This is a genomic window from Grimontia sp. NTOU-MAR1 (genome assembly GCF_035758505.1).
Taxonomy (GTDB): domain Bacteria; phylum Pseudomonadota; class Gammaproteobacteria; order Enterobacterales; family Vibrionaceae; genus Enterovibrio; species Enterovibrio marinus.
Genome location: NZ_CP142108.1, coordinates 3,305,695 through 3,320,675 on the forward strand (window position 1 = coordinate 3,305,695; position 14,981 = coordinate 3,320,675).

A 14,981-nucleotide genomic window follows, 5' to 3' on the forward strand; every position below is an offset into this window, starting at 1 on the left:
ATTTACGGCAAATACGTCAAATCTTTAGTCCACCGAGTGGACGTGCTTAGTTCGCCGATGGAAATCAGCTGGGATTTGAAGTTCAGGCTTGAGCTTGAGAAATGAATCGGTATTGCAGATTGGAATCTTTCCAGCCAGCGATACGGTGCCTGGTCGCTGGGGGAGAGCGAGTCCAGTCGTGCCAGTGGCTGAAAGTGTCATCGTAATGATAGTAATCAAGCAAAGTGGCAACGTTTGCCAGCTCGATAACCAGTTCATATTCAGGTTCAGTGTTGGCGAGCCTTTCTGGCAGCCAGGAGCCGTTTCTGAGTAAGGTGGATAGGCTTGGTGTTAGCGATTTGGCTGGCGCCCGGTGCTCAGCATTTAACGAGGTGAGTGCATCTTGTGCTGATGTATGGGCTTCATGCTGAGTGACCACCAGACAGTTTGAGTGAGCGCTGTTAGCGATAGAGTCTGCCGCAAATGATGGCAGCGAAAAAAAGACAAGCAGCAACGCGAGCAAAGTGCCCAAACTGCCATTGTGTCTTAATGCGTTACCCTTCATGGTGTCACTCAATGATAAATCTGACAGCATCATAATCGCATGGATGCATTATCAACAAGCGGTATTTTCGCGCCTTGTGGGAGTTCGGGTATACTGGCTCACATTCTCAATATCCAAGCCACTAAAAAGTGGTGAAGCAAACTAGGCAGCATTGATGACCACGGAAATTCAACAAAAACTGCAGTCGCTGAAAACGCAGCTTAACTATCACGGCCACCTTTACTACGTCGAAGACAAACCCGAACTTCCGGATGCGGAATATGACCGCATGATGCAAGAACTGCTGGCGATAGAAGCCGAGTATCCAGAGTTGATGACGGCAGATTCGCCAAGCCAGCGCGTAGGCGGTGCACCTCTGGGCGCCTTTGAACAGGTTCGTCACGAAATTCCAATGCTGTCTCTCGACAATGCCTTCGGTGATGAAGAGCTTGAAGCGTTTGAAAAGCGCATGAAGGACAGGCTGAACATCTCAGGTGATTTCATCTTTAGCTGTGAGCCTAAGCTGGATGGTCTGGCAGTGAGCTTGATGTATGAGAATGGTGTTCTGGTACAAGCCGCCACCCGTGGTGACGGTGCGACAGGTGAGAACATCACTCACAATGTCCGTACCATCCGCAATGTTCCCTTGCAGCTTCAAGGGGAAGGCTGGCCTCAGCGTTTGGAAGTGCGTGGCGAAGTCTTCATGCCTAAGGAAGGCTTTGAAAAACTTAACGAAAAAAACATCAAAAAAGGTGAAAAAGCATTTGCGAACCCGCGCAATGCTGCGGCAGGAAGCCTTCGTCAGCTAGATCCAAAAATTACCGCAACCCGTCCCCTTCGTTTCTATGCCTACTCAGTGGGTGTGATGTCCGAAGCGTTTGGTGATTCCCATATCGGTCGTTTAGAACAACTGAAAATCTGGGGCATTCCACTCAGTCCGGAAGTCAAAAAAGTCGAAGGCATCGAAAACGTCAAAGCTTACTATCAGGATATCGGCGCGCGTCGCAATGACTTGCCGTATGAAATTGACGGTGTGGTGATCAAAGTTGACGCCATTGATACTCAAGAGCGTTTAGGTTTCGTCGCCCGATCGCCGCGCTGGGCTATTGCCTATAAGTTCCCTGCTCAGGAAGAAATAACGGTATTACAAGATGTCGAGTTTCAGGTTGGTCGCACCGGTGCTATTACGCCGGTTGCTAAACTGGAGCCTGTGTTTGTCGGCGGGGTAACCGTTTCCAACGCCACACTTCATAACGCGGATGAGATTGCGCGCCTTGGCGTAAAGATTGGCGATACCGTCATTATTCGCCGAGCAGGCGATGTGATCCCGCAAATCGTTAGCGTCGTGGATAGCCGTCGTCCTGAAGATGCAAAAGATGTTGTTTTCCCTGATGCTTGTCCGGTTTGCCAATCTCACGTTGAGCGCGTTGAAGGAGAAGCAGTCGCTCGTTGTACCGGCGGTTTGATTTGCCGCGCACAACGCAAAGAGGCCATTAAACATTTCTCTTCGCGTAAAGCCCTGGATATCGATGGGCTTGGCGACAAGATTGTTGAGCAGTTAATTGAGAAAGAACTGATCACCACACCGGCGGATTTGTTCAAGCTCACAGCGGGCCAAGTGACCATGCTCGACCGTATGGGACCAAAATCTGCACAAAACCTCGTGGATGCACTGGCTAAAGCTAAAGAAACCACACTGCCTCGCTTTATTTACTCTCTGGGCATCAGGGAAGTGGGAGAGGCAACAGCAGCAAACCTGGCTAATCACTTCTTCACGTTCGAGGTGATTAGAGAAGCTACAGAAGAACAGTTAGTCGAAGTGCAGGATGTGGGCGTCATTGTGGCTAAACATGTGGTGAATTTCTTTAATGAAGAGCACAACAAAGAAGTGATTGATGCATTGATGGAAAGTGGCATTACTTGGCCTGCTATTGAACAGCGTGACGAAAATGAACCTCAACCATTGGCGGGTAAAATCGTTGTATTGACCGGAACCCTCTCACAAATGTCCCGTAATGATGCAAAAGCGGCGCTTCAAGCGTTAGGTGCGAAAGTGACAGGAAGCGTTTCTGCAAAAACCGATCTTTTGATTGCGGGTGAAGCAGCCGGTTCTAAGTTGGCTAAAGCACAGCAACTTGGCATTGAAATTTTAGATGAAGACGGAATGGTGAGATTGCTGTCACGTTAATTCCATTAAATACAAAACTTCCACAAACGCCAGCATCATGCTGGCGTTTTTTATGCCCCATCCCAAGCGATTTTGCGATCCATTTCAGATATTTTACGAGGTGAAATTTGACCGTTAAAAAGACTGAAAACTTATTTTAACGTCTCAATAATGAATATGTGATAACGATCTCAATACAGCACACGTATTACTCTCTTGATAGTCGATTTTTAATTAACTATCTGTATTTAATTGTTTTTTTATATTTCTTCTCAACTTCTTTGTTATTTGGAGATCTTGATCACGAACACTAATGGAACTTTGCAGCGAGTCATATTTTTTTAATCACAAATAAAGTTATCGTTGATGTTTGAATCAAGCAAAGTAGTCTGTGGAGTATCGATTGAGGGAGAGTTCAATTGATAGTAAAAATCCTAGAGTAGCAAGAGGTTACTTTAGATATTTGAATAATCAGTTCATTGCCATCGGCGGCCAACCTACACGGTGATGATCTGGAGTTCTGAAAATCCCTTTTAGGAGTTATTTTCCATGGAAAAAATGTTCAAACGTTCAGTACTGGGTGCGGCAGTTGCTCTGGCTGCAGTTTCTGGAAGCGCTAATGCGGCAATTGAATTGGCTGGTGAAGCTGTGCAACTTTATGGTCAAGCTGCTGGCTTTATGCAGTGGAACAACAATACTGCGAGTGACAAATCAGTTTCTACTACCATTGAATCTCGCATTGGCTTCCGAGGCGTTGTTGAATTTGAAGACTTTGGTCCAGATCTTCTGTGGCAAATTGAAGGCGGCAACGCAAACCACGGAGGCTTCGATCCAGATAAGCCTTGGACTCACAATGACAATGGTCAATTGGGCGCACGTGACACATACTTAGGGTTGAACTTTGATGGCGTAGGTTCTTTCAAATACGGCCGTCAGCTTGTTGCAGCATACAATTACGTAGATTGGCCTCACTCAAACCCGGGTCTGGGTAATGTGTTCGACTGGAACAATGACATTGGGAACATCGATGTAAACAGTGGCGATTTATCTGCTTCAGTCGGCGGCACTTCCTTCGAAGATCGCGCAGATAATGTATTACGCTTTGATTCAGCAACTTGGAATGGTTTTAACTTCCAAGCAACTTTGAGTGGTATGGCAGCTAACACAGACCAAATGATCACAAGTGTCGCAGCATCATATTCTCAAGATATGTTTAGTGTACATGGTGGTTACTACACTCAGAAAGGTTTTGGTGAGGGAGAAGAGAAAGGCGGCGATCAATCATACTACATCGTTGGTGGTTCATTCTTTATCGACAGCTTTACACTGACCGCCTCTATGAAGCACATGGAAAATGATGCAGCAAAAGGCAAAATTGATGGCGCGTTCATTGATAACGTTGATGCAGAGCAGACTGCTTATTCAGCAACTGCGCAATATGTACTTGATGGTAAGTGGGTGTTCAAAGCTGGCTACGCTGCTACCTCCAAAGCAAAATTCGCAGGCGTAGAAGTTGATGGTACTCAAGACAAAGCAGTAAACGCGCGTCTTGGCTACTTGCTGCCAAGCACTTACCTATTCCTAGACTCTCGTAACTACAAGATGAACAATAGCGACGACTGGGACAACAATGTTCTGGCTGGCGTAGAATACTACTTCTAATCTGAAAGCTAGATTATTAATTGTGGTATCATAAGCGGGCGTATTACACGCTCGCTTTTTATTTAAGGACGCCCTAATGAACTCTTTCTTCCCAATATTAGCCTTTGTGGTGGCTTTACTTCCCTTAAATTCTCTGGCATCTGTCAATGTTGAATTGGACCGAAATGTTGCACAACTTGTCGTTAATGGAGAGCAAACTGGCATTTTTCTCAACAAGCAAAGTAAGTTGGAACTCGAAAACGGTGTTAACCAATTAGTTATACGTGTAGAGAAGTTGGTTCAATCGAGTAACGGCGAGAGAGAAAAGTTCAATTCTAAACCGGTGGTACTGACTTTTAATGCTGCAAATTCTTCGCTTGAGTTGACTGTGGACGAGAAAATAGACACCACTAATCAAGCTAGAGAGTTTGACAGAGCTCCAAAATTTATTGTTAGAGAAAAAAATACTGGGCGAGTTATTTCAAACGAGCAGGCACTTCTTCCAAGTGGTGGCGGTATCACTAGAGACTATGAAAGGGAGGTAGAGAGATATAATAAAAAAAATAATATCATCCTTGAAGAAAGTGCCGTCTTCTTAGACGAAATGTCTGAGGAAGGTATGAAGCTCAATCAAACAAAGACAATAAATTCGAATTATTCATCTAATGATAATCGAATGATTATCATGCAAGCTGATTTCTTAAGAATGTCAGCAGAAGAGCAGAAGAAATTCCTGAAGTGGGCGGTTGAAAACACTCGTACCTAATTTCAAAAGATCAAGCCCTCCTAAGAGAGGGCTTGGTCTTTACTTAATCATTAGACTTTTTACACATCACCAAAGGACCCGTCTGTGTAGCCCATGAGCTTGCGTTTGCGGAAACGCTTGAAGTTGATGTCAGCTCAACCACCTACTACAACTGGAAAGCTAGCGACTGCGATTATGCTCAATAGCTTTTTCATAGTACTCTCCTAACTAATTGTTATGTGCTTCATGTTTATGCTGGGATAATTTGCATTTTTCTATGTGAAATGAAATGCAAATCTCGGCATATCTTGTTTTTTCTTCGTCGTATTTAACAATAAAAAAATAATTTCCCCTAGGTTTCCTTCGTTGTCAGTGATTGTCCCCACTAGCAAGTGCGCTTACAATAAGCGCCAATCGGAAACCATCATTTCTTTTTTACAACGCCGCACGTTATAGGATTAACATGACTGTTAAAACTCGTTTTGCGCCAAGCCCAACAGGCTTCTTGCATGTAGGTGGTGCGCGTACCGCACTGTACTCTTGGCTCTGTGCCAAACACGCTGGTGGTGAGTTTGTACTTCGAATTGAAGACACTGACCTAGAACGCTCAACCCAAGAAGCTATCGATGCCATCATTGAAGGCATGGAGTGGCTGGGACTTGATTGGGATGAAGGTCCTTACTATCAAACTAAACGCTTCGACCGATATAACGAAGTCGTAGATCAGCTGCTTGCAGAAGACAAAGCTTACAAATGTTATGCGCCAAAAGAACTGCTGGATGAAATCCGCGAAGAGCAAATGGCAGCAGGCGTAAAACCACGCTACGACGCAAATCACCCAAAAGTGCTTGCTGCAAATCAAGCTGCAACGGAAGAATCTCCATTTTGTATTCGTTTCCGCAATCCGAAAGAGGGCTCTGTGGTTTTTGATGACAAAATCCGTGGCCGCATCGAAATCGCAAACAGTCAGTTAGATGATCTAATTATTCGCCGAACCGATGGTAGCCCGACATACAATTTCTGTGTGGTCATTGATGACTGGGACATGGGTATTACTCAGGTTGTTCGCGGTGAAGATCACATCAACAATACTCCTCGCCAAATTAACATTTACAAAGCCATTGGTGCGGCAGTACCAGAGTTCGCACATTGCTCAATGATTCTGGGTGATGATGGTGCAAAACTCTCAAAACGCCATGGCGCAGTGAGTGTGATGCAGTACCGAGATGACGGTTACCTCCCACAGGCACTGCTGAATTACCTTGTTCGTTTGGGATGGTCTCACGGTGATCAGGAAATCTTCTCTCTAGATCAAATGATTCAGTTGTTTAATCTTGAGTCGGTTAGTAAGTCGGCTTCTGCTTTCAACACGGATAAACTGCTTTGGTTGAACAACCATTACATAAAGACGTCTGAACCAGAGTATGTAGCGAAATACCTGCAGTGGCATCTTGATGCGAAAGAGATTGATGTTAGTTGCGGCCCGGCTATCACTGATGTGATAAAGCTTGTTGGTGAGCGCTGCAACACTCTGATCGAATTGGCTGAACAATGTCATTATTTTTATCAAGATTTCGAAGAGTTTGAAGCGGGTGCTGCGAAGAAGCATCTTCGTCCTGTGGCAAAAGAAGCTTTAGAGTTGGCACTAAGTAAGGCAGAGTCTACTGAAGAGTGGAACACTGAAAACCTCCATCAACTTATCACTGACGTCTGCAGTGAGCTCGGGTTAGGTATGGGTAAAGTGGGTATGCCACTTCGTGTTGCTGTAACCGGTCAAGGTCAATCGCCATCAGTTGATGCAGTGATGAATCTGATTGGCAAAGAGCGTGTTCTTTCTCGTATCAAGTTGGCTTTGGAGTTCATCGCCAAACGTGAAGTGCAATAACTCTTTGGCACTTCAATCTAAAGCTAAAAGCCTTTGCTTTCTGCCAAAGGCTTTTTTCAATGCATTAAAGCTAGCTGGATTAAATGAAGGAATGAACCAAGTTAGTTTCATATTTGGAGATTAAAAGGATAGAGGAGGTGAAACATCAATGGCGCTCCCACAGGGACTCGAACCCCGATCGATCGCTTAGGAGGCGACTGCTCTATCCTGTTGAGCTATGGGAGCGATGGCGCTGATGTGCGGATTATCAACGCCGGATGGTTAGTATACCCAATTGTGCCGTAACGTTAAGGCTTTAAAGGAATTATTGTGTGTATTTGGTTACCAAGTCGCCGATCTGAATGCTTTTACCTAGCTCCACAGGTGAGACTGCTACTTCCGCTGAACTCTCGTAAACACGCGTTACCAAGAGCCCGATCTCACTCTTTTTCATCTGAGTACGGTGAATGCCGTATTGATCGGTGAAGGAAGCGTTGTGCCATAGCGCTAGCTCGTCACCGTGCTTCACGCCATGAATACGACCGGCATTAATTTGCCCAGTTTGACCATTAATCGAAACAATCTCCGGCGTCGTGGCTCTGCACGCTAAGTTGCTTTCTAGGTCCAACAGAATATTGCGACTCATTCGCTGCGCCATTTCGCCATACGGAGAGGCCCAAAAACGTGCAGTCTTAGTGTCTATTTTACTGTGGCGCTCAAATGGCCAGGCTGCAATGTCGCGGTAGATATTCTGGTATATTACTTCCCCCGATTTCCCATCTATCACATCGATAGACAATGCCAGTTGTCGATTTGTCTGATCTTTTCTGAGTACTTTTTGGTCAATCGTTGCCGTCATATCTGTAATAGTGCCGACTAATAAATACTGTGCGCCAGTATCTTCTGCCACCATAGTTGCAACATCCGGTTGTGCGGGAGATATGGAGTAGGGCGTGATCCCCTGAATGACGAAGCTTTGCGCTTGGGTTTCAAACTGGCGCTGCAACAGTACCGTGAAATCATCCCCAAACTGGAAGATACCACCCAAGGCAGCATGTTGAGGGGAGACGATATCAAAGCGTCCCATTACCAAGCCTTTTTTGTATTGGTTCTTGTGGCAAGCATTTGCCGTCGGATAGATGTCGATGCGCGCTGTCAATTTCATGACACCGCTTTTTTCCTTCGTTTCCAGTACCTGAATATGGCGGATCTCATCGCCACTGAACAAATAATCATCTTTCGCTTCTTTTAGGTAAGGACGAATGCTTGTCAGACCGGCAATATCAGCCCCAGAGAATTTTAGCGCCTGATAAATGGCATCTTCCAAGGCTCTCTCTCTTGCTTGCTCTTTGCTTTCCAAAACAGTGCTAAGCCCAGTGACTTCGTACCATGCAGCGTTGATAGAGGTCGATACCAGCGCGATGCAAGCGGCGAGAGGCTTAAGAATTCTTTTGCGCATAACCTTGGTTTCCAATAGTGGGTATAAAAATTGCTAGACCAGATGACATCGCTGAAAAAGCGGCAAGGTGGTTAGCAAATAAAGCGAGAATATAGCCACCCAATGCAAATAATGTTCCCAAAATAGGGATGATTAGTGGGCGGGGCTTTTGCCCTTATACCTAACAGGTCATTCTGAAATCGTGTCCGGAGCCAGACGACAATGAAAAACTGGATAGTGATATTACTCAGTCTAGCAACCGTATCTTGCGCCTATAGCCCGATCTACAACGGTAAAGAACCGTACTCGGGGAGCCAGTTCCTGTTGCAGCAAACCCCAAGGCACACGCTGGACTACTTTATGGACGGTTTGGCGGAAGAGTTGCTGGAAACCAACAATTACCTGACTGCCAGAACGCCCATGGCTATTGTGTCATTTGTTGATGTGGAAGAGATGGATGAAACCAACTGGCTTGGGAACTCTGTTACTGAAGGCATGATTTATCAAATGCAGCGTCGTGGCTTTACTGTCATCGATTTTAAAAACACCGGAACTATTCGTGTGACGAAGGACGGTGATTTCTCGTTAAGCCGAGATTGGAAAGAATTGCACCCTGAACAGCAAATCGATTATGTACTGACTGGCACTATGTTGCGCCAAGGAGGCGGTGTGTTAGTGAATGCACGCATTGTAGGTATGCGTTCTCGTGTCGTAGTCGCATCCGCACAAGGCTTCTTGCCGGCGGACAGAATTGGCCGCGACATCGATACCTTGCGTAAGGTTCGCATCCAGGACGGAGTCATCATTCGTGGTGACCAACGTAAACATCCATCTGACACTATCATTTTGAAACCGTAATACTGGAGCGAATATGAAGACTTGGCTATTTCTGGCAATGTTATTGATGTTGACCGCTTGCCAACCCATCACCACGATTCGCTCTGATGAATTGCTCACTGCAGTAGGGACGGCATCTATCAGTGCTCAGCGTGGTGAAACGGAAGAAGAAAAACAGTTCCGTGCAATGAGGGCTTCCAAGCTGGAAGCATATAAAGAACTCTCAGAGCAGGTATACGGTATTCGTGTCAGTGGCTTAACGCAGGTGGATGACCAGCAACTGGGACAGGACAGAACCCATGGTGCTTCAGATGGCATTATCCGTGCTGCCGAGGTGATTGCCAGCTACAAAGTGGGTGACAGTTATGTGACTGAGCTACAGCTGAACCTGCGAAAGATGAAAAAGATGTCAGAATATGGTGAATCTCACCACGTACCAAGAGATGATGCGATCATTTTCTAATCATCGAATAAACGTCAAAGCCGCTCTGAAGAAGAGCGGCTTTTTTGTATTTATAATATTGGGCTGGGCTATGCTTTCACATTCGTGCCTAACGTTCGGCTACCGGAAGCCTGTCCTTCACTGTCATAAGTCATTTCACTTTTGCCCGCAGCCTCCTGAAAAAGGTTACGAAGTTTGTGCATACTGAGGTGTGCACGTTGTAATGCAACGCCATTGGCGTCATTTAATTGGTGACATTTCTCAAGTGAAGTTTTGATGTGCGAGATGGTCGTCAGGTGTTCTTCGGAAGGTGATTGGAGCTCGGGACATTTTGCGAGTTGAGCATCTCGTAACTGAATATTTTGTATCAAAGTGAGTTTTTGCTTCGCGCATACATCAATATCGGCAGCCTTTCTGGAGGAAATTGCCGATGTTTCGTTTTCCATGACTTCAAGCAGCGCGTTAACATTTTCAGCCTGTGCCTGAAGAAGTTGCTCAAAAGAGAGTGCTTCAGACATGCAAAGTTACTTCATACCACGAAGGTCGTCTTCGTGCTTCATAATGTTCGCAGCCAGTCGGTCCGCATCTACTTTGTAAGAGCCGTTTGCTATAGCTGCTTTAATAGCCGCGACTTTTGCGCTATCAAAATGTGTTTCACTAGCCATTTGCTGGTTTAGGGTGCCAATTGCGCGGCTTTCGTCACTCATAGAGAACGCATCTCCGCGATGATTACGCACTTCACCAGCAGTGCTGCTTTCGGCGGCGGTGCTTTGTGTCTTGCTTTGGTTGCTTCTGTTCGTGCTCAATGGCTGACCAGAACGCAGATGATCGATACTTGCCATAATAAAGCCTTATATCTGTCCGAACCTTCTGTTGCTCACAGTATCGGCCGCATTAATATGAACTTTAGCACTGATTTGCATTAAATTAGAATTTTACTACTACTTGACCGACTGCGGTAATTGTACCATCGACTATCCGATTGGATTTGCTGTTACGGACTTTAATTTGCTCACCGAGAGCACCGTCACTTAATGCTGTCCCTTTTGCAATAATATTCAGTCCACCATCGGAAGCGGTAATAATAACTTCATCATTCCGACAGACCATGCAGATGTCGTTTCCGCTAATTGGCTCACCAATTCCCACTACTCGCTTGATACGAGAACCGACAATTGTGGCGCTGTTCGTGTAGGTTTGGCCCCTTTGAAATCGCGAGTCAACCAGTTGGACGATGAGGTCATCTGCATCGATCGTCATCCCTCTATCAAGTGGGCGCCTAGCCACAACTACAGGAGTTAACAGTTTAATCTGCACGGGCACATAGACTTGCCAACCATCTTCTTTGCAGCTCACCATGACTGTGACGCTTTTATTGAGTGATTGTCTGCCTGGAACGATAGCTTCCAGAGCAGAAGGACAGTGAGATAGCTGAAGACGACTGTCGAGATGGCCTGCCTGAACTTCAAGCTTGCCGAATTCTGGGGGAGTGATCAGAGTTTCTACATGTCCTTCGGCAGCTTCTTTTATCGCATCGAGTTGACTTGCCGGTGCAGCGGCTATAATTGAGCTAAAGCTATACAGAAACGTGCCGATAAAGAGCCAGACTAATCTTTGATAACACATATGTCACATATTGGTTAGTATGGTGAATTTAGATGCAGTAATTCCTTCAATTCGCATGCCAAGATGCGGGTGAGAATGAAGTTATTTGCTGCAATACGATAACAAAAACAGGGCAATATGGAGTTTATCTTATGTCGGGGATTCTTGATACGGTCAATCAGCGTACGCAACTGGTCGGACAAAACCGCTTAGAGCTGCTGACCTTTCGTTTGATGCGTAAGCAGCGTTACGGCATCAACGTTTTTAAAGTAAAGGAAGTTCTCCAGTGCCCGAAACTGACTTCCATGCCGAATTTGCATCCGCTGGTTAAAGGGGTTGCACATATCCGAGGGCAAACCATTTCAGTGATTGATATGAGTCTTGCAACGGGTGGTTTGCCAATCACTGACCCGGAAAATCGATTTATCATCATTTCAGAATTTAACCGCTCTACTCAAGGTTTCTTGGTGGGCTCGGTTGAGCGTATTGTTAACATGCATTGGGAAGCTATTCTGCCTCCGCCAGAAGGTACCGGTAGCTCGAACTATCTCACCGCCGTGACTGAAATTGAAGGCGAGCTGGTAGAAATTCTCGACGTAGAGAAAATTCTGAATAAGATTTCACCGGTGAACGAAGACATCAGTGAAGAGGTCTTAGCCAATAAACCTGTGTTTGAGGAAGGTAGCTCTGACCCAACAACTGTGTTGGTGGCTGATGATTCTAGCGTTGCCCGCCGTCAGGTGAAACGAGCGGTAGAGTCTATTGGTTACAATGTTGTATTGGCGCACGATGGCCGGGATGCACTGGGTAAACTCCAAGGTATGGCGGCGGAAGATACCATTGGGGATTTAGCACTTGTCATCTCAGATATCGAGATGCCAGAGATGGATGGTTATACCTTAACCACTGAAATCAAAAAAGATCCTAACCTCAAAGATATTCATGTAGTATTGCACTCCTCTCTCAGCGGGGTATTCAATGAAGCGATGGTACAGCGAGTTGGGGCTGATGCATTTATACCGAAGTTCGACCCCGATGAACTCGGAGAAGCCGTAATGAACGCGGTAAAAGGGAAGAAAGGTCAAGAAAACTAATCCATGACGAATATAGCGTTCACAGAACAAGAGTATCGTGATTTCTGTAAATATCTTGAAAGCAAATGTGGCATCGTTCTTGGCGACAGTAAGCAATATCTCGTAAGAAGCCGACTCAGTCCGCTTCTTACGCGTCATAAACTCGCTTCAATGTCCGAGCTGCTTCAGCTTGTTCTCACAAATCGTAACCGCGATCTAGCCGTGTCTGCTGTTGATGCAATGACCACAAACGAAACCTTGTGGTTTAGAGACACCTACCCCTTTGAAGTGCTTGCCAACCGCCTGCTGCCTGAGGTGGGAGAGAGTAAAAGACCGATCAAAATTTGGTCGGCAGCCAGTTCATCCGGTCAGGAACCTTATTCTATTGCCATGACCGTACAAGAGGTTCAGCAAAGAAAACCTGGCATGCTGGGGAATTTGGCTATCACAGCGACAGATATTTCCTCCACGATGCTGGAAAATTGCCGCACTGGTGTTTATGACAATCTTGCTCTGAGCCGTGGTCTGTCACCAGAGCGAAAACGCCAGTTCTTTGAAGATGCTGGTGATGGTCGCATGAAAGTGAAGGATACACTTAAACGCATGGTGACCTTCAAGCCGCAAAACTTGATGGAAAGCTATGGTATGCTCGGCAAGTTCGACATTATTTTCTGTCGTAACGTGTTGATATATTTTTCACCTGATATGAAATCTAAGGTGTTAAACCAAATGGCGGGCAGCTTGAACCCAGGTGGTTATTTGCTGTTGGGAGCGTCAGAGTCCCTGACTGGTTTGACCGATAGATTTGAGATGATCCGCTGTAATCCCGGCATCATTTATAAATTGAAGTAGACTTTATTCCCCTTACTAGAAAAGCGGCACAGAAGTTGCCGCTTTTTTTGTATCTGCAGAAAGTTGTTAGCCGATTGGAAATCATGGTATCTCGATAACTTATTGATTCAAAGCAATTCATTCTGCGAATTGAGAGAGAGTAAAAGTTGGCATCTTATTTGCTATATATCCGGTATAAGATTTTTGGAGGTGCCGTATGGCGATATCATTCGACAAAGTGCTGGGCGTTCATCAACACACAGTTGGTGTGCGTGCTCAAAGGGCGGAAACGCTGTCGAGCAACCTGGCAAATGCCAACACACCGGGCTACAAAGCTCAGGATGTTGATTTCGAACGAGCGCTGCAAGCGGCTACCTCTGGGGCAAACTTTGGCCTGAGTCGTACCAATGAGCGGCATATCCCTGCCACCTCTCAGGTGAACGGCCAGAAAATGTACCGCATTCCAAACCAGCCTGATACCGGCGACGGCAACACTGTTGATGCACAGGTAGAACGTAACCTGTTCATGCAAAACGCCCTTGAGTATCAAGCGTCATTGGATTTCCTTGGCTCCAAGTTCAAAAACATGTCCAAGGCACTGAAAGGGGAATAATGGATGAGTCTTTTTAATGTGTTCAACGTAACAGGTTCTGCCATGAGCGCAGAGTCAGTTCGACTCAACACCACATCCAGTAACCTGGCGAATGCAAATTCCGTCAGCAGCTCAGCGGCAGAAACGTACAAAGCGCGTCACCCTGTGTTCTCGGCAGAGTTAAATAAATACCAACAAGGCGACAGTGTTCCGGTTCGCGTTGCGGGTATTGTAGAAAGCCAGAAGCCGCTCCGCGCGGAGTACAACCCTGAGCATCCAATGGCAAATGCGGAAGGCTATATTTACAAGCCCAATGTTAATGTGATGGAAGAGATGGCCAACATGATTTCGGCATCCCGTTCTTATCAAACCAATGTAGAAGTGGCAGAAGCGAGCAAGCAAATGCTGATGCGTACGCTACAAATGGGCAAATAAGGTAGGAGTACAGCACCATGAATCCTATTGACGGCGCAGGTGGACCAGGAAGCGGTAGCTATATTGACCAGCTTAAAGCGCTGCAAGAAAAGCAACGTGCTGAGCGTGGTGATACCGGCGAAAAAGTCACTGGCCAGGCTGACCTTAAACAAGAAGATTTTCTCGCACTGCTCACCAAGCAGCTGGCAAACCAAGATCCGTTCAAGCCTGTCGATAATGAGCAAATGATTGCACAGATGGCATCATTTGCAACTGTCGACGGCATCGGAAAAATGAACGAGCAATTCGGTTCACTTAATGCTGCTATGACATCCAGTCAGGCACTGCAAGCTTCATCTTTAGTGGGTCAGGATGTACTGGTTCCGGGTAATGAAGGTTTTAAAGCCGCTGAAGGTGGAATCGCCGGTATGGTGAAACTGCCCCAAGCGTTGAATGATGTGATTGTGCGTATCCAGAATGAGCGTGGCGAATTGCTGAGAACATTTAGCATGGGGGCTAAGTCTCCGGGTGACCACCGCGTTGAATGGGACGGCAAAGACGATGCCGGCAATCCACTGCCGGAAGGCAATTACAAAGTCAACGTAAGCGGCAACATTGATGGAAAGCCTCAGGATTTTGAGCTTTCCACTTATGCCAACGTAAACAGTGTTCTATTGGGGAATAGCGACGGTAACGTGATGCTGAACATCGCGGGTTACGCATCTCCGGTCAAACTCACTGAAGTGCTTGAAGTAGGTAAATCATCAAGCCTTAGCAACGTGAGCAAGAGCTAAAAGGACAGAGGAGTT

Annotated in this window: 16 protein-coding genes and 1 tRNA gene; 11 read left to right on the top strand and 6 right to left on the bottom strand. The window is 46.1% G+C overall.

The genetic code is table 11. The features are described 5' to 3' along the window. Positions 1-82: 82 nt before the first annotated feature. Positions 83-544, bottom strand: coding sequence for a hypothetical protein (locus VP504_RS15390; protein WP_325891940.1), 462 nt, complete (start codon positions 542-544; stop codon positions 83-85). Positions 545-698: 154 nt separating this feature from the next. Between VP504_RS15390 and ligA the strand changes: the two genes are divergently transcribed. The 4 genes from ligA (at position 699) to gltX (ending at position 6,961) form a co-directional block, all read left to right on the top strand. Further along, complete coding sequence (ligA, locus tag VP504_RS15395; protein ID WP_325891941.1) at positions 699-2,711, top strand: NAD-dependent DNA ligase LigA; 2,013 nt, start codon at positions 699-701, stop codon at positions 2,709-2,711. Positions 2,712-3,239: 528 nt separating this feature from the next. Beyond that, positions 3,240-4,352, top strand: a complete 1,113-nt coding sequence (locus tag VP504_RS15400; protein WP_325891942.1) for a porin — start codon at positions 3,240-3,242, stop codon at positions 4,350-4,352. A gap of 76 nt (positions 4,353-4,428) precedes the next feature. Beyond that, positions 4,429-5,097, top strand: coding sequence for a YccT family protein (locus VP504_RS15405; RefSeq protein ID WP_325891943.1), 669 nt, complete (start codon positions 4,429-4,431; stop codon positions 5,095-5,097). Positions 5,098-5,539: 442 nt separating this feature from the next. Beyond that, positions 5,540-6,961: a glutamate--tRNA ligase gene (gene gltX / locus VP504_RS15410; RefSeq protein WP_325891944.1), complete on the top strand. Its 1,422-nt coding sequence runs from the start codon at positions 5,540-5,542 to the stop codon at positions 6,959-6,961. A 149-nt stretch (positions 6,962-7,110) separates the two neighbouring features. On the opposite strand, the gene VP504_RS15415 is transcribed toward gltX, so the two are convergent. Both VP504_RS15415 and VP504_RS15420 read right to left on the bottom strand, forming a co-directional pair. Further along, positions 7,111-7,186: transfer RNA gene (locus VP504_RS15415), tRNA-Arg, on the bottom strand. A gap of 79 nt (positions 7,187-7,265) precedes the next feature. Next, a complete protein-coding gene (locus VP504_RS15420; RefSeq protein WP_325891945.1) occupies positions 7,266-8,399 on the bottom strand; it encodes a flagella assembly protein FlgT in 1,134 nt (377 codons plus the stop codon). A gap of 201 nt (positions 8,400-8,600) precedes the next feature. Here VP504_RS15420 and VP504_RS15425 point away from each other — a divergent pair, with 201 nt between their 5' ends. Together VP504_RS15425 and VP504_RS15430 are read left to right on the top strand one after the other, a co-directional pair. Continuing rightward, positions 8,601-9,236 carry a FlgO family outer membrane protein gene (locus tag VP504_RS15425; protein ID WP_325891946.1) on the top strand — a complete coding sequence of 212 codons (636 nt, stop codon included), beginning with the start codon at positions 8,601-8,603 and terminating at the stop codon, positions 9,234-9,236. A gap of 13 nt (positions 9,237-9,249) precedes the next feature. After that, entirely contained in the window at positions 9,250-9,678 is a 429-nt protein-coding gene (locus VP504_RS15430) for an LPP20 family lipoprotein (protein WP_325891947.1), read from the top strand. A 68-nt stretch (positions 9,679-9,746) separates the two neighbouring features. Here VP504_RS15430 and VP504_RS15435 read toward each other — a convergent pair whose 3' ends face one another. The 3 genes from VP504_RS15435 to flgA form a co-directional block, all read right to left on the bottom strand. Beyond that, positions 9,747-10,175: a flagella synthesis protein FlgN gene (locus VP504_RS15435; RefSeq protein WP_325891948.1), complete on the bottom strand. Its 429-nt coding sequence runs from the start codon at positions 10,173-10,175 to the stop codon at positions 9,747-9,749. A 6-nt stretch (positions 10,176-10,181) separates the two neighbouring features. Beyond that, positions 10,182-10,499, bottom strand: coding sequence for a flagellar biosynthesis anti-sigma factor FlgM (flgM, locus tag VP504_RS15440; RefSeq protein ID WP_325891949.1), 318 nt, complete (start codon positions 10,497-10,499; stop codon positions 10,182-10,184). Between the two features lie 85 nt (positions 10,500-10,584). Continuing rightward, positions 10,585-11,283 carry a flagellar basal body P-ring formation chaperone FlgA gene (gene flgA, locus VP504_RS15445; protein WP_325891950.1) on the bottom strand — a complete coding sequence of 233 codons (699 nt, stop codon included), beginning with the start codon at positions 11,281-11,283 and terminating at the stop codon, positions 10,585-10,587. A gap of 131 nt (positions 11,284-11,414) precedes the next feature. Between flgA and VP504_RS15450 the strand changes: the two genes are divergently transcribed. From VP504_RS15450 to flgD, 5 genes are all read left to right on the top strand, one after another. After that, entirely contained in the window at positions 11,415-12,356 is a 942-nt protein-coding gene (locus VP504_RS15450; RefSeq protein ID WP_325891951.1) for a chemotaxis protein CheV, read from the top strand. A 3-nt stretch (positions 12,357-12,359) separates the two neighbouring features. Continuing rightward, positions 12,360-13,187 (top strand): CheR family methyltransferase, encoded by an 828-nt coding sequence (locus VP504_RS15455; protein ID WP_062704536.1) that lies wholly within the window; start codon positions 12,360-12,362, stop codon positions 13,185-13,187. A gap of 196 nt (positions 13,188-13,383) precedes the next feature. Then, positions 13,384-13,779 (top strand): flagellar basal body rod protein FlgB, encoded by a 396-nt coding sequence (flgB, locus tag VP504_RS15460; RefSeq protein ID WP_325891952.1) that lies wholly within the window; start codon positions 13,384-13,386, stop codon positions 13,777-13,779. Between the two features lie 3 nt (positions 13,780-13,782). Further along, positions 13,783-14,193: a flagellar basal body rod protein FlgC gene (gene flgC / locus VP504_RS15465; protein WP_062704538.1), complete on the top strand. Its 411-nt coding sequence runs from the start codon at positions 13,783-13,785 to the stop codon at positions 14,191-14,193. A 17-nt stretch (positions 14,194-14,210) separates the two neighbouring features. Further along, on the top strand, positions 14,211-14,966 hold the full coding sequence (gene flgD / locus VP504_RS15470) for a flagellar hook assembly protein FlgD (protein WP_062704540.1): 756 nt from the start codon (positions 14,211-14,213) through the stop codon (positions 14,964-14,966). Positions 14,967-14,981 lie beyond the last annotated feature (15 nt).

Coding starts and splice junctions, on each gene's coding strand:
- VP504_RS15390 (WP_325891940.1), bottom strand. CDS start 544: ATGAAGGGTAACGCATTAAGACACAATGGCAGTTTGGGCACTTTGCTC.
- ligA (WP_325891941.1), top strand. CDS start 699: ATGACCACGGAAATTCAACAAAAACTGCAGTCGCTGAAAACGCAGCTT.
- VP504_RS15400 (WP_325891942.1), top strand. CDS start 3,240: ATGGAAAAAATGTTCAAACGTTCAGTACTGGGTGCGGCAGTTGCTCTG.
- VP504_RS15405 (WP_325891943.1), top strand. CDS start 4,429: ATGAACTCTTTCTTCCCAATATTAGCCTTTGTGGTGGCTTTACTTCCC.
- gltX (WP_325891944.1), top strand. CDS start 5,540: ATGACTGTTAAAACTCGTTTTGCGCCAAGCCCAACAGGCTTCTTGCAT.
- VP504_RS15420 (WP_325891945.1), bottom strand. CDS start 8,399: ATGCGCAAAAGAATTCTTAAGCCTCTCGCCGCTTGCATCGCGCTGGTA.
- VP504_RS15425 (WP_325891946.1), top strand. CDS start 8,601: ATGAAAAACTGGATAGTGATATTACTCAGTCTAGCAACCGTATCTTGC.
- VP504_RS15430 (WP_325891947.1), top strand. CDS start 9,250: ATGAAGACTTGGCTATTTCTGGCAATGTTATTGATGTTGACCGCTTGC.
- VP504_RS15435 (WP_325891948.1), bottom strand. CDS start 10,175: ATGTCTGAAGCACTCTCTTTTGAGCAACTTCTTCAGGCACAGGCTGAA.
- flgM (WP_325891949.1), bottom strand. CDS start 10,499: ATGGCAAGTATCGATCATCTGCGTTCTGGTCAGCCATTGAGCACGAAC.
- flgA (WP_325891950.1), bottom strand. CDS start 11,283: ATGTGTTATCAAAGATTAGTCTGGCTCTTTATCGGCACGTTTCTGTAT.
- VP504_RS15450 (WP_325891951.1), top strand. CDS start 11,415: ATGTCGGGGATTCTTGATACGGTCAATCAGCGTACGCAACTGGTCGGA.
- VP504_RS15455 (WP_062704536.1), top strand. CDS start 12,360: ATGACGAATATAGCGTTCACAGAACAAGAGTATCGTGATTTCTGTAAA.
- flgB (WP_325891952.1), top strand. CDS start 13,384: ATGGCGATATCATTCGACAAAGTGCTGGGCGTTCATCAACACACAGTT.
- flgC (WP_062704538.1), top strand. CDS start 13,783: ATGAGTCTTTTTAATGTGTTCAACGTAACAGGTTCTGCCATGAGCGCA.
- flgD (WP_062704540.1), top strand. CDS start 14,211: ATGAATCCTATTGACGGCGCAGGTGGACCAGGAAGCGGTAGCTATATT.